This window comes from Streptomyces sp. NPDC052773 (assembly GCF_044547145.1).
In the GTDB taxonomy this organism is placed as follows: domain Bacteria; phylum Actinomycetota; class Actinomycetes; order Streptomycetales; family Streptomycetaceae; genus Streptomyces.
Window position 1 is genome coordinate 314,373 of the sequence record NZ_JBITZX010000006.1, and the last position, 21,628, is coordinate 336,000.

Sequence of the window (21,628 nt, forward strand, 5' to 3'; positions counted from 1 at the left end):
CTACGTCGGGTCCAGGCCGTGGCTGCGCAGCCAGGACAGCGGGTCTATGGCCGCGCCACCGCCCGGGCGGACCTCGAAGTGCAGGTGCGGGCCGGTGGAGTTGCCGGAGTTCCCGGAGTACGCGATCGGGTCACCGGCCTTGACCGTCGTACCGGAGGCCACGCGGTAGCTGGAGAGGTGGCAGTACCAGGTCTCCGTGCCGTCCTTCGCGGTCACGATCATCATGTTGCCGTAGGCGCTGTTCCACTCCGTGCGGACGGTGCCGTCGGTCGCGGCCATCACGGTCGAGCCGTACGAGACGGGGAAGTCGATGCCGGTGTGCAGCGACATCCAGTTGATGCCGGACTGGCCGTAGTAGGCGCTGAGCCCGTGCTGGGCGACCGGGAGGGCGAACTTCGGGCGGAGCCGTTCCTTGCGGGCGGCCTCCTCGGCGGCCCGCTTGCGCTCAGCTTCCTGCTGCGCCTTGAGGTCGATGCGCTCCTGGGTGCGGCTGGCCCGGTCGGCGAAGTCGTCCGCCTCGGCGGAGAGGCTCTCCAGCTGGGTGTCGAGCTTGTTGTTGGCCGTGGAGGGTTTCACCGGCTGGGCGTCGGCCGCGGTCGTCGAGGACTCCTGGGCGTCCTCGGCGGAGAAGGTGCCGACGGAGGCGGCGGCGATGCCCGCGACACCCATGACACACGCCGAGGGAACGGCCACCGTCAGCAGCGCGGAGCGCTTGGCGGGCGTACGGCGGCGGGAGCGGGAGCCGCTGCGGGAGGCCGCGCGCGGGGCGGGCGCGGGGGTGACCTCCTCCTGGTCGTCGAGGAGTTCGACGGCGGGGAGTTCACCGGTGGCGGTCAGGCCGTCCTGCGGCGGAACGGTTTGCCCGGTCTCCTCGTAGGCGGTTCCGCCCTCGTGACCGGCCGGGTCGTAGCCGGCGGTCTCCTCGTACGACGCGGTCTCGTCGTACGAAGCGGACTCGTCGTAGGCCGCGGGTTCCTCGTACGTCACCTGCTCGAAGGTGGCGGTGCCCTGCTGCTCGGTGTCGCCGCCGGCGGTGTTCCACTGCGTGGCGTCGTACGCCCCGGTGTCGAAGGCCTGCGTGCCCCACTCCCACTGCTGCGTCTGGTCGGCGGGGCCGCCGGTCTGCTCGGGCTGGAGCCAGGCGCTCGCGTCCCACTGGCCGCTGGTGTCGGGCGCGGCGGTCTGGTGCGGGATGCCGGCGAGCTGCTGGTAGCCGGTGGTCCAGGCGGTGGTGTCGTAGGCGCCGGTCTCGTAGGCGGTGTGGTGCTGGGCCGCGTACGGGTCCTGGTTCAGGGTGTCGTGACTGCCGGTGGACCACTGGGAGCTGTCGTACGCGCCCGTGTCGTGGCCGCCGGTCATGTCGCCGAACAGGGGGTCGGCCTGGAAGGTCGTGGTGGCGGTGGGGTGGCCGCCGGTGTCAAAACCGTTGGCCTGATGGCCGCCGTATGTGGTGAAGTCCCCGTAGTGGGCTTCCTGGGTGCCGTACGACGCGTAGTGCGCCGAGGCGGCGTCGGAAGCCGGGGCCGGGGTGGTCATGCTCCCCGACGGGTGACGGTCGTTCACCAACTTCTCTTTCGCCTCGACAACAGGGGCTGCCAGAGCAGTGCGGCGACTGTACCCGGCGGTACGCGGGCACGACAATCTTCGGCAGGTTTCGTGCCGACGGGAAACGGGCATTCGGCCGTGTTTCGGGGGAGGGCGGGCACGACTTTGGCTTTGTGTTCGAAGAGTGTTCGATGCCCGGTCGCTGTCCGGCTGCTGTCCGGCGCCGCTGAAACGGCTGTGCTGACGGGGCGTTGAAGGCCGCTTCGGTCGCCGCCGTGCTCAGGCCACCGTCACCTCGTCGGTGTGCGGTGCGGTGTCCGCCCCCGCCTGGTGCACCAGGTCCAGGGCCTGGCGTATCGCGGACGCGACGGCCGGGTGGACGGGCAGGGCGAGATGGCCGATCCCGGTCACCCGTACGTTCCGCGCGGACAGGTCCGGGTGGTCGAGGCGGGCGGCCTCCGGCGGGTCCATCACATGGTCGAGGTCGCTCCAGAAGCTGACGAACCGCGTACGGCAGCCGGGCGCGGGCGCGGCCAGTTCCTCGATCACCTCGGAGCCGGGGCGCATCTGCCGCACGATCGGATGGGCGTTGGCCAGCCGTACGACCCGGGTGCCGGCGTGCGGGGTGCCGAGCGTGACCAGGGCGCGCACCCGTCGGTCGCCGCCGAGCCGCTGGACGTAGTACCGCGCGATCAGGCCGCCGAGGCTGTGGCCGACGATGTCCACGCGTTCGCTGCCCGCGCGTTCGCAGATCTCCTCGATGTGCCGGCCGAGCAGTGCGGCGGCGGTGCGGATGTCACAGGTCAGCGGTGAGTAGTTGAGCGATTCGACCCGCTGCCCGCCGTGCCGGGCAAGGCTGCGGCGTAGCAGGACGAACACGGAGCGGTTGTCGATGAAGCCGTGCAGCAGCACGACCGGGGGACGGGTCGGCGTCGGCAGTCGTGGTGTCGTCCCCGGGTCCGGTGCGGGTGCGGAGGGGAGCCGTCGCTCCTGGGTGATGCCGGACGGGTAGAGCAGCAGGTGGCCCGCGAGGATCGCGACCTCCAGGGCGGTCGCTTTCAGCAGGGCGGCGGAGAGTCCGGTCAGGCCGCCGGGGAGGAAGCGTCGGCACAGCGGGGGGAGGGCCAGTGAAGGGAACGGCGGGAGAGGGAGGGGGAGAGAAGGGAGAGGAAGTGGCGGGAGGGGCGGGAGTGCCCGGGTGAGTTGTAAGGCCTTCATGGCCGACCTCCTGTCGGCACGCCGGAGGACGGCGCTGTCCCCCGTGTGCTGGTGAGGGATGCCGCGCGGCTCTCGAGGAGGGCCCCACCTCCGGGCCGCGCGGCCTGCGGCGCGATGGCGGGGCGTGCTCCTGGCGGCTCCCGTCGCGCAGGGTCCCGGGCCGGCCCGTGGGGCCTCGGCTGATGCGGCGCGTGGGCCGCGAGGGCTCGGAACGGTGCGCTGCGAATGTGTCCCACGTGTGATTTCCCCCTCGCTCTCCACCGCGAAACTGCCGGTTGCGGGATGCTGGCGATAACGTTCGTTCACTTCCCCGGTCGGTGCGGGACGGGGGTGTCCGTGCCGTGGTGGCGCCCCCGGACGGTGGGCGGCGGACCGCGCGGTACGCGCGCAACGAATGTGTGATACGCGCCACATGTACGGCATGTGTCATGTGTGCGGTACTTGTCGGTACGGATGGATGTAGTCGCTTCATGGAGGCAGTGATGGGTGTGGCAGCCGGTCCGATCCGCGTGGTGGTCGCCAAGCCGGGGCTCGACGGCCACGATCGGGGGGCCAAGGTGATCGCGCGGGCGCTGCGCGACGCCGGTATGGAGGTCATCTACACCGGGCTCCACCAGACTCCCGAGCAGATCGTCGACACCGCGATCCAGGAGGACGCCGACGCGATCGGCCTGTCCATCCTCTCCGGCGCGCACAACACGCTGTTCGCTGCGGTGATCGACCTGCTCAAGGAGCGCGACGCGGCGGACATCCTGGTCTTCGGCGGCGGGATCATCCCCGAGGGCGACATCCCGCCGCTGAAGGAGAAGGGCGTCGCCGAGATCTTCACGCCCGGTGCGACGACGGCGTCGATCGTGGAGTGGGTGCGGGCGAACGTACGGCAGCCGGCCGGGGCGTAGGCCTTCGGCGATTGGGGTGCGGGTGCGGCGGGTGCCGTGAATGCCTCGGGTTCGCGGGGCGCCTTCGGTGCCTGGGGCGCAGTCCCTGTCTCCGGTGGCTTCGGTGTGGTCGGTGCCGGCTGTGCCATGGGTTGCGTCTGTGTCATCGGTTGCGTCTGGGCTGCACGTTGCGTCTGTGCCGCCGGTTGCATCAGTGCCGCCGGTTGCGTAGGCACCGCCGCCTGCACCCAGGGCGGGTTCCCCGCGCGGTCGCGTCGGGCGGCCGAGTCGCCGCCCGGTGGTCGCCGCTCCCCGGCCCGCGCCCCCGCTCGCGCCGTCAACCCGCCTCGCGCTCAGGTGCCCTTCGGGCTCGGCGCGCCGGCCGGTCCCTGGCTCAGCTCCTCGGCCATCGCGGCCCGTAGCCGCAGGGTGGTCACCAGGCGCTGGAACGCCTCGGCCCAGTACCCACCCGCCCCCGGCGAGGCGTCTTCCGCTTCCTCCGGTGCCGCCACGAGGGCGTCGAGGCGGCTCGCCTCGGACGGGTCCAGGCAGCGCTCGGCCAGTCCCATCACGCCACTGAAACTCCATGGGTAACTCCCCGCGTCGCGGGCGATGTTGAGCGCGTCGACGACCGCCCGCCCCAGCGGCGGGGCCCACGGCACCGCGCACACGCCGAGCAGCTGGAACGCCTCCGACAGGCCGTGTGCCGCGATGAACCCGGCCACCCACTCGGCCCGTTCCTCCGCGCTCAGCGTGGACAGCAGCTTGGCGCGCTCGGCGAGGGACACCGCCCCCGGGCCGCCCGCCTCGGGCGACGACGGCGTACCGAGCAGCGCCCGCGACCACTCGGCGTCCCGCTGCCGCACGGCCGCCCGGCACCAGGCCGCGTGCAGCTCGCTCCGCCAGTCGTCGGCCACCGGCAGGGCCAGGATCTCCCGCGGCGTCCGGCCGCCCAGCCGCGCGGGCCAGGTCGCGAGTGATGCCGCCTCCACCAACTGACCCAGCCACCACGACCGTTCACCCCGCCCCATGGGTGCCTTGGCGATCACACCGTCGCGCTCCATGCTCGCGTCGCACTCGTGGGGTGCCTCGACGACCAGTCGCGGACCGTCCCCGGTGTGGTCGACGGCGACGCAGGCCGCAGCGCGCACGGCCATGCGCCCGGCGAGCGCCGAACCCGGCAGCGCGGACAGCAGTTCCGCCGCCGTCGCCCGGACGTTGCGGCTGCGGTCGGCGAGCGCCTGCTCGAGAAAGGGTTCGTCGTCCGGGCCGAGTCCGGTGCGCAGCGAGTCCAGGAACATCAGCCGGTCCTCGGCGCGTTCCGCCGGCCAGGTATCGGCCAGCAGTTCACGGGCGGCGGCCGGGTCCTGCGCGCGTATGGCCGCCAGCAGGGCGACCCGTTCCGCGAACAGGCCCTCCTGCCACAGCCGCTGCACCCGGTCCGTCTCCTCCGGCCGGGGAAGCGCCGCGTCACCGCCCGGTGCCGCGCGCAGCGCGAACCGCCAGTCCGGGTTGAGCCAGGCGAGCCACAGGGCGCGCGGGCCGGCGAACCTCAGCGCCGCCGGCCGCAGATCCGTCCGCCCCCGGGCGGCGTCCAGCAGCGCGGGCAGCGCCTGCGGGGGTGCCGCGAAACCATGGGCGTTGGCCATGGCCAGCCACTGGGGCAGCAGCTCCATCAGATCCGGTGCCGTGCCTCTGCGTCCGCCGCCCGCCGTGCCGGGCCGGTCGGCCAGCAGCATCGCGAGTCTGCGCGCCGCCGCCGCGGGCAGCGCGGGCCGCGGGTCCTCGGGCGCCGGCTCCGGACGCCGGGCCGCCCGCGCGGGGCGCAGCCCGGCACGGCGCCGTACGGTCTCCACCGCGGCCGCGTCCAGCAGCGCCGCCGGTGCCTGCGGGCCGGGGGCGACGCCGGGTGGCGTACGCCGCTCCGTGCCGAGCAGCGCGGCGGTGACGAGCTCCTCCCAGGCGCCCGGGGCGGGCGCCGGCGCGGGAGTGGAAGTCCTGGTCACGAGGTTCCTTTCGGCCGAGCGCGGGTCGGAGGGGCGGACGGGGCATGCGTGGGCGGGTGTCCCTCGGCGTGGGACGGATGCACGCCTGGGGAGAGTCAAGGCGTCGGTCAGTGCAGCGGCACCGCCTCGCCCGCCCCCTGCGGCCAGGCGGTCAGCGGGGTGAAGCCCTGGTGGCCGCACTCGCCGAAGACCGTCACCGGGGCTCCGCCCGAGAGGGCGACCAGACGCCACAGGCCCGGCCGGGACCGTGCCGAGGGGGTCAGCGGCAGGGCCGTGTCCTCGTCCGCGTCCGCCAGCTGCCAGGAGTCGCCGTCCGGGACCGGCACGACCCGGTCCAGGGTCACCGGGACCGCGTCCAGCCACGGGTCGTCCCGCAGCGCCTCGCCGTAACGGGCCGCCGCCTCGCTCGTCGTCACCCCCGGCGGGCGTATCGCCGTCGGCTCGGGTGGCGTGAACTGCTCGCCGAGGGCCGCCCGCAGCCGGCCGGCGCCCGGATAGGCGGACAGCTCCGCCTCCAGGGCGAGCCCGACCGGCAGCGCCAGGTCCGGGGCGCGGCCCGCGGCGCCGTACGACAGGAGCAGCGCGGTGCGGTGCGACCGCGCCCCGTACAGCCAGATGCGGCGGGTGGTCAGACGGGTGTCCGCCACGTCGTACCGGGCGAGGACCAGCCAGCGGTCGCGGACCGGCGGGCCGTCCGCCGGGGCGGTCAGGCCGACGCGGGAGCGGACCGTCGCCGCCAGGTCGTCCGGCAGCCGCTCACGGCGCAGCCAGCCCTGGTCGAGGAGGTGCAGCAGCGCGCACTCCTCCAGCAGACGCACCGGCCAGCCGGGCCCGGACGCCGGGATCGCCCCCAGCTCCCGCACACGCGCGGCGAGCCCCGGGGCCTGGGCGTCGACCATCCGGGCCGCCGTCTCCTCCCACAGGCCGTACCCCGCCTCGTCGGCCGTGGCCAGGCCGCCGCGCAGCAGGTCCGCCAGCCGCTGCTCCAGCTCCGTCGCGCCCGCGGTGATCCGCTGGGCCCGGCGCTCCGCCCGGCGCCGCGCCGCCTCCGGATCGGCCGGGCCGGACGAGGGGGTGCCGCCCGCGTCCGCCGTCCGCTGCCCCGCCGCACGCTCCCTTCTCCCCGCCGACCACGCCGCGGCCCAGCCCGGTGCCTGCCCCGGCGCCTGCGGGACCTCCCCACCCGACCACAGCAACAGCAGTCCCAGCGCGTGCTTACACGGCAACTTCCGGCTCGGGCAACTGCACTCGTACGCCGGACCCGACGCGTCCGCGACATCCACGACCGTCCGGTACGGCCTGCTCCCGCTTCCCTCGCACAGCCCCCACACCGTCCCCTCGTCCGTCCCCGTCCCGGACCACGGCCCGGCCGCCCCGAGCCTGCCGCCCGCTCTGCGTGACGCCCGATCAGGTGCCAGTGCCAGCACCTGGTCCGCCGTCCAGCGCACCCCCTGCTGAGTCATGCCATCGAAGGTAGATCCCCCCACTGACAATCGGCCCCGCGAGCACCGCCGCAGGCGCGTTTGCGCAGGTCGGAACGGATTGTCAGTGGCGTGGTGCACGGTTGATGCCAGACCGAACCGGCAGAGCTGGAGGGGGACTTCGCCATGCCTGTGTCCGTGGAATCCGCATCCGCATCCGTGCAACCGACCGAGAGCGAGACCGACGAGGCGTTGCGTCCGCACGCCGAGGACGCCTTCGCGGACGAGCTGGCGGCGCTGGCGGCTCAGGACGACCGTCCGCGCCCGGCCCGCTGGAAGCTGTCGCCGTGGGCCGTCGCGACCTACCTGCTCGGCGGCACCCTGCCGGACGGCACGGTGATCACACCGAAGTACGTGGGCCCGCGCCGCATCGTCGAGGTCGCGGTCTCCACGCTCGCCACCGACCGCGCCCTGCTCCTGCTCGGCGTGCCCGGCACCGCCAAGACCTGGGTGTCCGAGCACCTGGCCGCGGCCGTCAGCGGCGACTCCACGCAGCTGGTGCAGGGCACGGCCGGCACACCGGAGGAGGCGATCCGCTACGGCTGGAACTACGCGCAGCTGCTCGCCCACGGCCCGAGCCGCGACGCGCTCGTCCCCAGCCCGGTGATGCGGGCGATGGCCGAGGGCATGACGGCCCGCGTCGAGGAACTGACGCGCATCCCGGCCGACGTGCAGGACACCCTCATCACGATCCTGTCGGAGAAGACCCTGCCGATACCGGAGCTGGGCCAGGAGGTGCAGGCGGTCCGCGGCTTCAACCTGATCGCCACGGCCAACGACCGCGACCGCGGGGTCAACGACCTCTCCAGCGCCCTGCGCCGCCGCTTCAACACGGTGGTGCTGCCGCTGCCGGAGAGCGTCGAGGCCGAGGTCGACATCGTCGCTCGGCGCGTCGACCAGATCGGCCGCTCCCTCGACCTGCCGGCTGTGCCCGACGGCATCGACGAGATCCGCCGCGTCGTGACCGTCTTCCGCGAACTGCGCGACGGGATCACCGCCGACGGCCGGACGAAGGTGAAGTCGCCGAGCGGCACGCTGTCCACCGCCGAGGCGATCTCCGTCGTCACCAACGGACTCGCGCTCGCCGCCCACTTCGGCGACGGCGTGCTGCGGCCCGGCGACGTCGCGGCGGGCATCCTCGGCGCCGTCGTCCGCGACCCGGCGGCCGACCGCGTCGTCTGGCAGGAGTACCTGGAGGCGGTGGTGCGCGAACGCGACGGCTGGAGCGATTTCTACCGGGCGTGCCGGGAGGTGAGCGCGTGAACGTCAACGGCGGAAACGGCGACGGCGGCAACGGTGGCGACGACAGCGGATGGAACGCCGTACCCGGCGGCGGGACGTACGGGGTGACCGGCCGCGCGGTGTCCGACGACGACCTGGGATGGCCGCGGCGGCGAGGGGGACGGAATGCCAGGCGCCGAGGAGACTGAACGGGCCGGCGCGGAGAGGCGCGGGCGGGCCGCTGCCGCCGAGCCGCTGCTGCTCGGCGTACGGCACCACGGCCCCGGCTCGGCACGGGCCGTCCGGGCGGCGCTGGACGCGGCGCTCCCCCGCGCGGTGCTGATCGAGGGCCCGCCCGAGGCGGACGCGCTGATTCCGCTCGCCGCCGACGAGGAGATGCGTCCGCCGGTCGCCCTCCTCGCCCACGCCGTGGACGAACCCGGACGGTCGGCGTTCTGGCCGCTGGCCGAGTTCTCCCCGGAGTGGGTCGCCCTCCGCTGGGCTCTGGACCACGACGTCCCCGCCCGCTTCATCGACCTGCCGGCCGCGCACACCCTCGCGTGGGGCGCGGAGGCGGCCGGGCAGAAGACGGCGGACCCGCCGGAACCGTCCGCGGACGCACCCATGGAGGCACCTGCGGACGGGCCCGCGGACCCGCCCGCGGACGCGCCTGCGGACACCCCGGTGGACGTGCCCGCCGCGGAGCCCTCCCCGCCCCGCGCCGACATGCGGGTCGACCCGCTCGCGGTGCTAGCCGGGATCGCCGGATACGACGACCCGGAGCGCTGGTGGGAGGACGTGGTCGAGCACCGGGGAGTCGGCGACGAGGGGGACCCGTTCGCGCCGTTCGCCGCGCTGGAGGAGGCCATGGGCTCGGTGCGGGAGGTGTACGGCAGCGGGGGCCACGACCGGGACCTCGTGCGGGAGGCGTACATGCGGCTCCAGGTGCGCGCCGCCCAGCGCGAGTTCGGGGGCGGTGTGGCCGTGGTCTGCGGTGCCTGGCACGTGCCGGCGCTGCGCCGGAGGCCCACCGTCGCGGCCGACCGGGCGCTGCTGAAGGGGCTGCCCAAGGTCAAGGCGGACCTGACCTGGGTGCCGTGGACGTACCGCCGGCTCGCGAGGGCCGGCGGGTACGGGGCGGGCATCGACTCGCCGGGGTGGTACGGGCATCTGTTCGCCGCGCCGGACCGGCCGGTCGAGCGGTGGATGGCCAAGGTGGCCGGGCTGCTGCGGGAGGAGGGCCGGATCGTGTCCGCGGCCCATGTCATCGAGGCGGTCCGGCTGGCGGACACGCTCGCCGCGCTGCGGGGCCGCCCGCTGCCCGGACTGGGCGAGACGACCGACGCCGTACGGGCGGTGATGTGCGACGGTTCGGAGGTGCCGCTCGCGCTGGTGCGGGACCGGCTGGTGGTGGGCGACGCCATGGGGGAGGTGCCGCCGGGCGCGCCCGCGGTGCCGTTGCAGCGGGATCTCGCCCGGCTCCAGCGCGCACTGCGGCTCAAACCGGAGCCGCAGGACCGCGAGCTGGAGCTGGACCTGCGCAAGGAGACCGACGCCGGGCGCAGCCGGCTGCTGCACCGGCTGCGGCTGCTGGGGGTGCCCTGGGGCGAGCCGGCCGTCTCGCGCGGCAGCACCGGCACCTTCCGGGAGACCTGGCGGCTGCGCTGGGAGCCGGAGCTGGCGGTGCGGGTCGCCGAGGCGGGCGTGTGGGGGACGACGGTGCTCGGCGCCGCGACCGCCAAGGCGGAGGCCGACGCCGTCGCCGCCCAGAGTCTCGCCGAGGTGACCGCGCTCGCCGAGCACTGCCTGCCGGCCGAACTGCCGGACGCGCTGCCCGCGGTGATGCGGATCCTCGCCGACCGCGCGGCGCTCGACACCGACGTCGGCCGTCTCGCCGAGGCGCTTCCGGCCTTGGTCCGCGCCCTGCGCTACGGCGATGTGCGCGGCACGGACACCCGGGCGCTGGCCGGGGTCGCCGCGGGCCTCGCCGAGCGGGTCTTCGTCGGCCTGCCCCCGGCCTGCGCCGCGCTCGACGCGGACGCGGCGGAGGAGATGCGGCGCCATCTGGACGCCGTGCACGGGGCGGTGGGGCTGCTCGGCGAGGTCGAGGCGGTCGCCCACCCGCCCGCGTCGGCGCCCGCCCCCGCAGCCCCGGCACCGGCCGATCCCTCCCTCCCCCCGGACCGCGTCGGTCTGCGGCCACGCTGGCAGGCCGTGCTGCGGGTGCTGTCCGGGCGGGACAGGGTGCCCGGGGTCATCCGGGGCCGTGCGGTGCGGCTGCTGCTGGACGACGGGGTGCTGGATCCGCGCGAGGCGGCGCGGCTCATGGGGCTCGCGTTGTCGCCGGGGACGCCGCCGGGCGACGCGGCGGCGTGGATCGAGGGCTTCGTCGGGGGCGGCGGTGGCGGAATGCTGCTCGTGCACGACGAGCGGCTGCTCGCCCTGGTCGACGACTGGCTGACCCGGGTGCCGGCGGACGCGTTCACCGATGTGCTGCCGCTGCTGCGGCGGACCTTCTCCGCGTACGAGGCGGGGGTGCGCAGAACCCTCGGCGAGCTGGTCCGGCGTGGACCCGGGGCGCGGGGGAGCGTCGCCGGAACGGGCACCGGACTCCCCGGCTTCGCCGCCGAACCGGACCTCGCGCGGGCCGATGCCGTGGTGCCGGTGGTGCGGTTGCTGCTGGGCCTGGACGCGGACGAAGCCGGGAGGCCGGCCGGCGCCGAGGACGACCGGTTTGTGGAGGTGGACGCATGACGACGGAGCCGAGCGACGCGGCTCGGGAGCGACTGCGGCGGTGGCGGCTGGTGCTCGGCGGCGACCCGGCCGACGGCACCGGACACGCCCTCGCCGGACGGGACGCCGCGATGGACGGGGCGCTGTCCGCGCTGTACGGGAAGGGGGACAAACCGGCGGCGGGCAGGGAACGCGCGGCGGGGCTCGGGGCGTCGGCGCCGGCCGTGGCGCGGTGGCTCGGGGACATCCGGACGTACTTCCCGTCCTCCGTCGTCCAGGTGATGCAGCGCGACGCCATCGACCGGCTCGGGCTGTCCACCCTGCTGCTGGAGCCGGAGATGCTGGAGGCGGTGGAGGCCGACGTGCATCTCGTCGGCACGCTGCTCTCGCTAGGCAAGGCGATGCCGGAGGCGACGAAGGAGACGGCGCGGGCGGTCGTCCGCAAGGTCGTCGACGACCTGGAGAAGCGGCTCGCCACCCGCACCCGGGCCACCCTGACCGGCGCGCTCGACCGCAGCGCCCGCGTCCGGCGCCCGCGCCACCACGACATCGACTGGAACCGCACGATCGCGGCCAACCTCAAGCACTACCTGCCCGAACACCGGACGGTCGTGCCCGAGCGGCTGATCGGATACGGGCGGGCGGCGCGCTCGGTGAAGAAGGACGTCGTGCTGTGTGTCGACCAGTCGGGGTCGATGGCGGCATCCGTCGTCCACGCCTCGGTGTTCGGGGCGGTGCTGGCGTCGATGCGGTCGATCAGCACCCGGCTCGTCGTCTTCGACACGGCGGTCGTCGACCTCACCGACCAGCTCGACGACCCGGTCGACGTGCTGTTCGGCACCCGGCTGGGCGGTGGCACGGACATCAACCGGGCGCTCGCGTACTGCCAGTCGCGGATCACCCGGCCCACGGAGACGGTGGTCGTGCTGATCAGCGACCTCTACGAAGGGGGGATACGCGACGAGATGCTGAAGCGGGTCGCGGCGATGAAGGCGTCGGGGGTGCAGTTCGTGACGCTGCTCGCGCTGTCCGACGAGGGGGCGCCCGCGTACGACCGGGGTCACGCGGCGGCGCTGGCGGCGCTCGGCGCACCGGCCTTCGCCTGCACGCCCGATCTGTTCCCGGAGGTGATGGCGGCGGCGATCGAGAAGCGACCGCTGCCGATACCGGACACGGTGTGAGAAACCGGTAATCGGTGGAGAAGGCATAGGTGAAAGGGGACATGACTACCCATCGGTAACAGGGGGCTTGCGTAACCTCGGGAGTTCCGTGCAAGGATCGACGCCGCCCACCGGCTCCGAATGCCCGGTCCCGTCTCGTCCCGCCGCACGGGAGGAACCTCCCCCTCTTGACTTGGTCAGCAGCCCTGCCCGGTGCCGCTGTGCGTGTGTTGCGCGCGGCGGCCGGGCGGCGTGCGCTCCAGCTGGCCCTGCTGGTGGGCGGGTTGTTCGTGCTGGGGGCGGTCTGCGGGGCGCGGGCCGAGGCGGCGGAGGGTTCGCCGCTCGGGGCGACGACCGCGGTCAGGGACGCGGTGGCGGACGCGGTGGCGGAGACGACGCCGAAGACGGCGCCGGACGCGGACTCCTCGCTCCCCACCGACTCCGAGGACACCGAGCCGCCCACCGACACCAAGCTTCTCTCCGAGGCCAAGCCGCTCTCCGAGGCCAAGCCGCTCTCCGGGGCCGAGTCGGTCGTCGAGGGCGTGTCGGGGCATGTCGTGCAGCCCGTGTCGGACGCGGTGACGTCCGTGTCCGGGCGCCTGCCCGACGGTCAGACGGCGAAGCCGTCGCTGCCCTCACTTCCCGGCCCGACCTCACTCCCCGGCCTGCCCGGCCTGCCCGGCCCGCCCGGCCTCCCCGAGAACCCCTCGCTGCCCGGCCTCCCCGAGAATCCGTCGCTGCCGGGTCTGCCCCAGTTCCCGGAGCAGACCGTTCCGGCACCGGGTGATGAGCATCCGCTTCCGCTCCCGTCGCCCGCCCACCCCGACCCTCACCCCCACCCCCTGCCGGAGCCGCAGGCCCCGGCGGTCTCGGAGGAGGGCGAGGACGCGCCGGACGCGCGGGTGGCCGACTCCGGCAAGCCGAAGCCGGCCCCACACCACGGGCCCCAGCGGATCACCACGGCCCACACCACCCCCGCCTCGGCGGCGGGCCCCGCGTCGGCCCCCGCCCACGGCGACCCCCACGGCGACTCCCGCGGCACCGATCACGCCCCCGCCCACCCCGCACCCACGGGTGGCGACAGCGGCGTGCTCGGCAACCGGACGGCCGCGGACAACGGCGGTTCGCGGCATGGTGACGCGTACGCGATGACCGCGGAGCAGGCGGCTCCGCTGCGGCTCCTGCCCGGCGTCGCCGCCTGGGCGGGCGCGGGTGAGTCGCGGGACCGGTACCAGGACATTCCCGTATTCCCGGGCTAGGGCAGGCCTTCCCCGCCTGACCTGCCGCGCGGGGGCGGAACAGGTCTGCCCACCCACCCCGGAGATCCCACCTCCGGAATGTCCCCAAGCCCGGAGTCCCGACGGAATCCGCGGCGTCTCGGAACCCCAAAGGATCAGACGCACGCAATGAACAAGCACATCCGCCGTTCGATCGTCATAGCCGCCGGCGTCACCGGCGCCTGGGCGCTCGGCTCCACCTACGCCAGCGCCGACGAACTGCCCGCCTCCGCCCTCTCCGCCCCGGACGCGGCCGACGCCGAGGGCACCCTCGCCTCGGTCACCGACGGCGTCACCGACACGGTCGAAGGAACCCTGTCGGACGTCACCGGCGGCAGCGCCGTGCGGGGCGTGACCTCGACGGTCGACGACACCCTCGGCACGGTCGAGGGCGCCACCTCCCAGGTCACCGGCACCGTCTCGAAGACCGCGACGACCGCCACGAACACCGCCACCGCCACCAAGAACATCCCGGCCCTCTCCCCCGAGGACCAGGCCCGCCGCTACATCGACGCCAAGGTCTCCCTCCCGAAGACCGGCAAGGCCGACAAGGCGGACAAGGCCGCCAGGGCCACGAAGGTCCGCGGTGGCGAGGCCATCCAGGGAGCCCAGGCCGCCCGCGCCGCCGCGCAGTCCCAGGCTGCGGCCACCACCGACGCGCTGCCCGACGCCCCCACGTCCCCCCAGGACGTGATCGACTACCTCTTCGGCCCCCTCTCCGCCTTCGCCCCCGAGCTCGAGAAGGCCCTCGCCGCCGCCCAGACGCGGCTCCAGGGCGTGCAGTCGGCCGCGCGCAGCCAGGCGCAGGGCGTCGAGGGCGTCGTGCGGACGAAGGCGCAGTACGCGGTCGCCGGTGCGGGCCGCACGGCCGGCAGCGCGCAGGGCGCCGCCCAGGCCACGCTCCACGGCACCCAGGCCCGGGCCGCCGGTGTGGCGGCGGTCGGGCAGGCCGAGGCGGGCAAGGTGCGCACGGCCGCCGAGGCCTCCGTCTCCGCCGTGCCGGCCCATGTCACCGGCACCGCCGACGGCGTCCGGCAGCAGGTCGTCGGCACGGTCACCACCGTCTCCGGCACGGTCACCACCGTCCGCACCACAGCGGGCACCACCGCCGACGCGGCCACCGCCACCGCGACCGCCCTCCCCGGCACGGTCACCCCCATCGCCCAGGAGACCGCCGCCTCGGCGACCCCTCCGCTGGCCGCCTCCGCGGTCCGCGGCGTGCAGCCGGTCGCCGCGGACGCGGTGCACGGGATCCGGCCGGTCGCCGCCCACGCGGTGAACGGCCTCCAGCCGGTCGCCACGGACGCCGTGCACGGCGTGACCCCCGTCGCCGGTGAGGCCGTGGCCGGCGCCACCCCGGTCGTCACGGGCGTGGCGCACGGCGTGGCCCCCGTCGCCGGGCAGGCCGTCCACGGCATCCAGCCGGTCGTCACGGACGCCGTCGCGGGCCTCACCCCGGTCGCCGGGGAGGCCGTCGCGGGGGTCGAGGCCACCGCGGCGCACACCGTGGCCGCGGCGACCGCCCTCGCGTACGGCGTCGTCGCCGACGTCCAGCCCGTCGCGTACGGGGTCGCGCAGGGCGTCCAGCCGGTCGCCGCCCACGCGGTGCACGGCATCCAGCCGGTCGTCACGGACGCGGTGCACGGGGTCACGCCGGTCGCCGGGCAGGCCGTCGACGGGGTGACGCCGGTCGCCGCCGGTGCCGTGGCCGACGTCCGGTACGTCGCCGGGAACGCCGTGGCCGGTGTCCAGCCGGTGGTCGGCGGGGTCGTCGCGGACGTGCCCGGTTACGCGACCGGCGTGGTCGCGGACGTGCCGCCGTACGCCGGCGGACTCGCCGGACAGGCCGTCGCGGACGCCACGGGCGCGGTGCTGCCGCCGCTCGCGCACACCGTCGTGGACGGTGTCGTGCCGGTCGCCGGGCAGGCCGTCGCGGACGCGGGCGGGCTGGCGTACGGCGTGACGGGCGACGTGCACTCCTTCGGGGCCGGTGTCGCCGCGGACGTGGCGCCGTTCGGGTACGGCGTGGCCGGGCAGGCGGGCCGGTTCGCGGAGGGCGTCGCCGACGAGGTGCCGCCGTTCGCCCAGGGCGTCACGGGTGCCGTCCAGCCGGTCGTGGAGGCGGTGTACGACATCGCGCGGCCGGTCGTCGACGGCGTCGGCGGCAGCGCCACCGGACTGGCATACGGCGTCGCGGAGGACGTCGCCCCGTTCGCGTACGGCGTGGCGGGCGAGGCCGCCCCGTTCGCGCAGGGCGTGGCGGGCGACGTGGACCCGTTCGCCCGGGACCTCACCGGAACCACGCACTCCACCGGCGGCTCGCTCGCCGGCCACGCGGTCACCGGCACGCAGGGCGTCGCAGGCTCCGCCACCCCCGGCTGGGCACCGGACGCCGACGACCTGCACGCCCCGCACAACAGTTCGCATGGCGCGTACGGCGCATAACGGCTCGTACGGCGTCTGATCCGCCCCTCCACCGCCGCGGGCGCCGTAACCCCGACCCCGCCGGGGCCCGTCCCGGACCGCCGAAAGCCGTCGGCCGGTCCGGACCGGAGCCCCGCGGAGAGGGCCCGGCGGTCCCCATTGGGGTGGGGATCGCCGGGCCCGAGCCCCGCACGGGACGGCGGTTTCGTCCCGCCCGGGGTCCGATCGAGGAACCTCACCGGGCAGACCCCAACCCGGTGAGGTTCCGCCCCGTTCGCGCAGGCTCCGCACAGGCTCCGACACCGGGTGCCACAGATCGCGGCATCATGTGACAGGTATCACCGCTCGGGTGTGACCCGCGATTTAGAACGCCCCCGCAACCGGCGATAACCTGCGAGACGGACATGCCGCGCGCTCGGACACCGTGTGCGCCTCCCCTGTGACACATGCGGTCGTCACGTTGCCCTTCGCGGCACGCCCACGCATCCAACGAACCGCGAGATCACTGATAGGGACGGAAGCGCGTGGACCTGTTCGAGTACCAGGCGAGGGACCTCTTCGCCAAGCACGATGTACCGGTGCTGGCCGGTGAAGTCATCGACACGCCTGAGGCGGCGCGCGAGATCACCGAGCGTCTGGGCGGCAAGTCCGTCGTCAAGGCGCAGGTGAAGGTCGGTGGTCGCGGCAAGGCCGGTGGCGTGAAGCTGGCCGCCACTCCGGACGAGGCCGTCGCCCGTTCGACGGACATCCTCGGCATGGACATCAAGGGCCACACGGTCCACAAGGTCATGATCGCCGAGACCGCTCCGGAGATCGTCGAGGAGTACTACGTCTCCTTCCTCCTCGACCGTGCGAACCGCACCTTCCTGTCCATCGCCTCCGTCGAGGGCGGCATGGACATCGAGGAGGTGGCGGCCACCCGTCCGGAGGCCGTCGCCAAGACGCCGATCGACGCGATCGACGGCGTGACCCCGGAGAAGGCCCGCGAGATCGTCGAGGCCGCCAAGTTCCCGGCCGAGGTCGCCGACAAGGTGGCCGACGTGCTGGTCAAGCTGTGGGACGTCTTCATCAAGGAGGACGCCCTCCTCGTCGAGGTGAACCCGCTGGCCAAGGTCGCCTCCGGCGACGTCATCGCCCTCGACGGCAAGGTGTCGCTGGACGACAACGCCGAGTTCCGCCACCCGGACTTCGAGGAGCTGCACGACAAGGCCGCGGCCAACCCGCTCGAGGCCGCCGCCAAGGAGAAGAACCTCAACTACGTCAAGCTCGACGGCGAGGTCGGCATCATCGGCAACGGCGCGGGTCTCGTCATGAGCACCCTGGACGTCGTCGCGTACGCCGGTGAGAAGCACGGCAACGTCAAGCCGGCCAACTTCCTGGACATCGGTGGCGGCGCCTCCGCCCAGGTCATGGCCAACGGTCTTGAGATCATCCTCGGCGACCCGGACGTGAAGTCCGTCTTCGTCAACGTCTTCGGCGGCATCACCGCCTGTGACGAGGTCGCCAACGGCATCGTCCAGGCCCTGAAGCTCCTCGAGGACCGCGGCGAGGAGGTCACCAAGCCGCTGGTCGTCCGTCTCGACGGCAACAACGCCGAGCTGGGCCGCCAGATCCTCACCGACGCCAACCACCCGCTGGTGCAGCGCGTCGACACCATGGACGGCGCGGCCGACAAGGCCGCCGAGCTGGCCCACGCCGCCAAGTAAGCACTCAGGACGAGGACACCACACACCATGGCTATCTGGCTCAACAAGGACAGCAAGGTCATCGTCCAGGGCATGACCGGCGCCACGGGCATGAAGCACACCAAGCTCATGCTCGGTGACGGCACCAACGTCGTGGGCGGCGTGAACCCGCGCAAGGCGGGTCAGACCGTGGACTTCGACGGCACCGAGGTACCCGTCTTCGGGACCGTCAAGGAGGCCATCGAGAAGACCGGCGCCAACGTCTCCGTCATCTTCGTGCCGGAGAAGTTCACCAAGGACGCGGTCGTCGAGGCCATCGACGCCGAGATCCCGCTGGCCGTCGTGATCACCGAGGGCATCGCCGTGCACGACACGGCCGCCTTCTGGGCGTACGCCGGCAAGAAGGGCAACAAGACCCGCATCATCGGCCCGAACTGCCCCGGCATCATCACCCCGGGTCAGTCGAACGTCGGCATCATCCCGGGCGACATCACGAAGCCGGGCCGCATCGGCCTGGTCTCGAAGTCCGGCACGCTGACGTACCAGATGATGTACGAGCTGCGTGACATCGGCTTCTCGACGGCCGTCGGCATCGGTGGTGACCCGATCATCGGCACCACCCACATCGACGCTCTGGCCGCCTTCCAGGAGGACCCGGAGACCGACCTCATCGTGATGATCGGTGAGATCGGCGGCGACGCCGAGGAGCGGGCCGCGGCCTTCATCAAGGACAACGTGACCAAGCCGGTCGTCGGCTACGTCGCGGGCTTCACCGCGCCCGAGGGCAAGACCATGGGCCACGCGGGCGCCATCGTCTCCGGTTCGTCCGGCACCGCCCAGGCGAAGAAGGAGGCCCTGGAGGCCGCCGGCGTCAAGGTCGGCAAGACCCCGACCGAGACGGCGAAGCTGGCGCGCGAGATCCTCGCCGGCTGAGGTTCGCCGACCCGGCATCGACACGTCGGCAGGCCCGTCCCCCGCGTGGGGGCGGGCCTGCCGCCATTTCGCTCACCAAGCCTGCGGGACCAGCCTCACCGGCCCGGTCACCATCTCCTCGCGCAGCTTCTCCCGCAGTCCCAGCTCCCGCTGCGACAGCGGCCCCGGCGCCGCCCGTGGCGGCACCCCGCGGACCGTCTCACCGGGCGGCACCGGCGGCTCGTACCGCGTGGGAGCCGTCCGCAGCGTCAGCGTGGTCGCGCCGATCAGGGCGACCGTGAAGGCGATGGCGGCCCGGGTCCAGAACCGTGCCCGGCGCTCGCTGCCCACGCGCACCGCCGGGGGCCGCGCGGCACGCAGCCGCTCCGTGGACGCCAGCTCGGCGAGCCGCCGGTGCAGCACGGCCGGGTCCGCCAGCTCGGGCAGCCGCTCGGCCACCGCCTCCCGCGCGTGCAGCAGCCGCTTCGCCGTCGCGGGGGTGCTGGCCTCCGTCTCGGCCGCGGTCTCCGGCAGCCCGAGCCCCACCCCGTCGTGCAGCACGAGCGTGCGCCGGTACGGCGCGGGAAGCGCCAGCAGCGCGTCCAGCAGGGCCCGGTCCCGCACGTCCGCGGGCGGCGGCTCGGGGTGGCGGTAGCGGGGGCGGAAGCGGTGCCAGGGGGAGAGGGCGTACTCGTACGCCGCCGCCCGCACCCACCCCGCCGGGTCCCGGTCGACGGCCACCTCCGGCCACTGCTGCCAGGCCAGCTCGAACGCACGCTCCACGGACTCGCGGGCGAGTTCCCGCCGCCCGGTGAGCAGGTACGCCTGCCGGACCAGCGCGGGCGCGCAGAAGGCGTAGAGGGCGTCGAAGGCCTGGGCGGGGGTGAGGGGCGCGGGCCCGTCGGGCGGCGGGGCCGGCTCCTCGGCTCGCAGGGCCGTGTGACCGTCCGTCACTTCCCGCTCGCCTGCCGCCTCCTGTACGGCGGACCGGTCCGACTCGGCGAGCTGGGTCAGCAGTCGGGCGTACGCCTCGCGTCTGTGACCGCGAGGAGCCGTGCGGCCGGACTCCCACGCGCGCAGGGTCTCCCGGCTGACGCCGACGCGCGACGCGAGCTGAGCATGCGTCAGTGCCCCGGCCTCACGCAGACGTCGGCGCTCCTTGGGCGGGGGAAGCGGGGTTGCGGGCTGCCGCGTCACCGGTCGCGCCTCCGTACGAAAAACCACATAAGCACATATTGAGTGACACGGCGGAGCTTCGCCTGTTACGACGGAAAAGCGCGTGTCGTTGGGAGCATGACGGGCGTGAACCGGATGACCGACCGCCGAACGTCACCGTCGCCCCTGCTCACCCCGGTGCGGGGCCGTACGCCCGGACTCGCCGCCGGCCTGCTGGGCGGCGCCCTCGCGGCCGGACTGGGCCTCGGCTCTTTCACCATGCTGGTGATGATGCTGTGGATCAGCTCGCCGTACCCCGACAGCGGGCCCGGCAGCGCCCTGCACGTGGTCGCCGCGCTGTGGCTGCTCGCACACGGCGCCGAACTGGTCCGCGCCGACACCCTCTCCGGCGTCCCCGCCCCGGTCGGCGTCACCCCGCTGCTGCTGCTCGCCCTTCCCGCCTGGCTGCTGCACCGGGCGGCGCGCGACGCGGTGGACGGGGCCGACGGGACGGACAGCGCGGAGAACGCCGACGGACCGGTCGGGGCGCGGACCGCGTGGGCCGGGGTGGTGCTCGGCTATCTCACCGTCGGCGCCGGCGTCGCGCTGTACGCGGCGGGCGGCGCGCTGCGCCCCTCGTGGCTGTGGACCGGGCTGTCCCTGCCGCTGGTCACCGTCGTGGCGTCCGGGGCCGGGGTGTGGACGGCGTACGGCCGGCCCCGCGGTCCCCTGGGCAGCGCGCCGCTGCCGCTGCCGGGCGGCCTGCGCCGCTTCCTCCTCGATCCGGGGCGGTGGCCGGGCCGGGCACGGCCGGCGATCGCGGCCCGGGCCGCCGCGGCCGGCACCGCGGCCTACGTCGGCGGCGGGGCACTGCTGGTGGCGGTGTCGCTGGTGTGGCACGGCGGGGCGGCCCGGGTGGCGTTCGCCCAGCTCACGGAGGGCTGGTCGGGCCGGTTCGCGGTGCTCCTGCTCTGCCTGGCGCTGGTGCCGAACGCGGCGGTCTGGGGCATGGCGTACGCCCTCGGCCCGGGCTTCGCCCTCGGCGCCGGCCAGGTCACGGGCCCGCTGTCCGCCGCGCCCGCGCCACTGCTGCCGCCGTTCCCGCTGCTGGCGGCCGTACCGGAGCCCGGCCCCGGCACGCCGCTGCACTGGGCGGCGGGGGCGGTGCCGGTGGCGGCCGGGGTGACGGTGGGCTGGTTCGCGGGCCGGGCGGCCGGGGACGGCTGGACGCGGGGCCGGGCCGCCCTGGGCGCGCTGTACGCCGCCGGGCTGTGCGCACCCGCGCTCGCCGTGCTGGCCGGCCTGGCGGGCGGACCGCTCGGCGTCGGCCGGCTGGCGCACTTCGGCCCGGTGTGGTGGCAGGTCGGCGTGGCGGGCGCGGTGTGGACGGCGGTGGTGGGGATGCCGGTGGCGTGGGCGGTACGGGCCTGGCGGGACCGGCGCGACCAGCGAACGGAGTCCGGCGACACCCGGACCGGCACGTCAGGCGTGTCGGTGCCGGCACCCGCGGCCCCCGTGCCCTCGCCCCACGACGACCCACGGGAGACCGCCCCCGAGGAACCCTGCGACGAGCAGCACGAGCGGCACGACCACGACGAGCCGTACGACCAGGAGGACCCGGCTCCCTCGCACGACTACGACGACGAGATCACCCTCGGCGAGGACGGCGAGCTGTCCATCGGCCGCCCGGCCGCCGACGACCCGTCCTTCGAGCCGTACGACTTCCTGCCGACCGAACCGTGGCGCACGGAGGAACCGTGGCGCACCGACGAGCCGTGGCGCACGGAGGAACCCCTGCGCCCAGGCGACATCTGGCGCGCGGACGACTCCTGGCGCCCGGACCCACCGGAACCCGAAGCAGCGGCGCCGGGGGGCCCACCGGCGCCGCACTGAACCAGCCGGACGTCGGACTGCCGGCGTGGCGAACCAGCCG

Annotated in this window: 14 protein-coding genes; 9 read left to right on the forward strand and 5 right to left on the reverse strand. The window is 74.6% G+C overall.

The genetic code is table 11. The features are described 5' to 3' along the window. Window positions 1-1,563: a peptidoglycan DD-metalloendopeptidase family protein gene (locus ACIG0D_RS16550; RefSeq protein ID WP_399800901.1), complete on the reverse strand. Its 1,563-nt coding sequence runs from the start codon at window positions 1,561-1,563 to the stop codon at window positions 1-3. A 261-nt stretch (window positions 1,564-1,824) separates the two neighbouring features. Beyond that, the gene (locus ACIG0D_RS16555; protein WP_399800904.1) at window positions 1,825-2,763 is read right to left on the reverse strand and encodes an esterase/lipase family protein; all 939 of its coding nucleotides are present in this window, start codon (window positions 2,761-2,763) and stop codon (window positions 1,825-1,827) included. Window positions 2,764-3,245: 482 nt separating this feature from the next. On the opposite strand from ACIG0D_RS16555, the gene ACIG0D_RS16560 reads away from it, so the two are divergent. Next, the gene (locus tag ACIG0D_RS16560; protein ID WP_399800907.1) at window positions 3,246-3,662 is read left to right on the forward strand and encodes a cobalamin B12-binding domain-containing protein; all 417 of its coding nucleotides are present in this window, start codon (window positions 3,246-3,248) and stop codon (window positions 3,660-3,662) included. A gap of 332 nt (window positions 3,663-3,994) precedes the next feature. Here the strand turns inward: ACIG0D_RS16560 and ACIG0D_RS16565 are convergent, their stop codons facing one another. Both ACIG0D_RS16565 and ACIG0D_RS16570 read right to left on the reverse strand, forming a co-directional pair. Further along, window positions 3,995-5,647 (reverse strand): DUF5691 domain-containing protein, encoded by a 1,653-nt coding sequence (locus tag ACIG0D_RS16565; RefSeq protein ID WP_399800909.1) that lies wholly within the window; start codon window positions 5,645-5,647, stop codon window positions 3,995-3,997. 107 nt (window positions 5,648-5,754) lie between these two features. Continuing rightward, window positions 5,755-7,110, reverse strand: a complete 1,356-nt coding sequence (locus ACIG0D_RS16570; protein WP_399800912.1) for an SWIM zinc finger family protein — start codon at window positions 7,108-7,110, stop codon at window positions 5,755-5,757. Between the two features lie 144 nt (window positions 7,111-7,254). On the opposite strand from ACIG0D_RS16570, the gene ACIG0D_RS16575 reads away from it, so the two are divergent. The 7 genes from ACIG0D_RS16575 (at window position 7,255) to sucD (ending at window position 18,561) form a co-directional block, all read left to right on the forward strand. Next, window positions 7,255-8,391: an AAA family ATPase gene (locus ACIG0D_RS16575; protein ID WP_399800915.1), complete on the forward strand. Its 1,137-nt coding sequence runs from the start codon at window positions 7,255-7,257 to the stop codon at window positions 8,389-8,391. Between the two features lie 144 nt (window positions 8,392-8,535). Then, window positions 8,536-11,103, forward strand: a complete 2,568-nt coding sequence (locus ACIG0D_RS16580) for a DUF5682 family protein (protein ID WP_399800918.1) — start codon at window positions 8,536-8,538, stop codon at window positions 11,101-11,103. Further along, entirely contained in the window at window positions 11,100-12,263 is a 1,164-nt protein-coding gene (locus ACIG0D_RS16585; RefSeq protein WP_399800920.1) for a VWA domain-containing protein, read from the forward strand. Before ACIG0D_RS16580 ends, ACIG0D_RS16585 begins: the two co-directional genes overlap by 4 nt. Window positions 12,264-12,463: 200 nt before the next feature. Continuing rightward, window positions 12,464-13,501 (forward strand): hypothetical protein, encoded by a 1,038-nt coding sequence (locus ACIG0D_RS16590; RefSeq protein WP_399800923.1) that lies wholly within the window; start codon window positions 12,464-12,466, stop codon window positions 13,499-13,501. A gap of 147 nt (window positions 13,502-13,648) precedes the next feature. Further along, window positions 13,649-15,964 (forward strand): hypothetical protein, encoded by a 2,316-nt coding sequence (locus tag ACIG0D_RS16595; protein WP_399800926.1) that lies wholly within the window; start codon window positions 13,649-13,651, stop codon window positions 15,962-15,964. A gap of 503 nt (window positions 15,965-16,467) precedes the next feature. Continuing rightward, the gene (gene sucC / locus ACIG0D_RS16600; protein ID WP_399800929.1) at window positions 16,468-17,649 is read left to right on the forward strand and encodes an ADP-forming succinate--CoA ligase subunit beta; all 1,182 of its coding nucleotides are present in this window, start codon (window positions 16,468-16,470) and stop codon (window positions 17,647-17,649) included. A 27-nt stretch (window positions 17,650-17,676) separates the two neighbouring features. Next, window positions 17,677-18,561 (forward strand): succinate--CoA ligase subunit alpha, encoded by an 885-nt coding sequence (gene sucD, locus ACIG0D_RS16605; RefSeq protein ID WP_166001727.1) that lies wholly within the window; start codon window positions 17,677-17,679, stop codon window positions 18,559-18,561. Window positions 18,562-18,633: 72 nt separating this feature from the next. Here sucD and ACIG0D_RS16610 read toward each other — a convergent pair whose 3' ends face one another. Beyond that, complete coding sequence (locus tag ACIG0D_RS16610; protein WP_399800932.1) at window positions 18,634-19,737, reverse strand: helix-turn-helix domain-containing protein; 1,104 nt, start codon at window positions 19,735-19,737, stop codon at window positions 18,634-18,636. 96 nt (window positions 19,738-19,833) lie between these two features. Here ACIG0D_RS16610 and ACIG0D_RS16615 point away from each other — a divergent pair, with 96 nt between their 5' ends. Beyond that, window positions 19,834-21,588 carry a DUF6350 family protein gene (locus ACIG0D_RS16615; protein ID WP_399800935.1) on the forward strand — a complete coding sequence of 585 codons (1,755 nt, stop codon included), beginning with the start codon at window positions 19,834-19,836 and terminating at the stop codon, window positions 21,586-21,588. Window positions 21,589-21,628 lie beyond the last annotated feature (40 nt).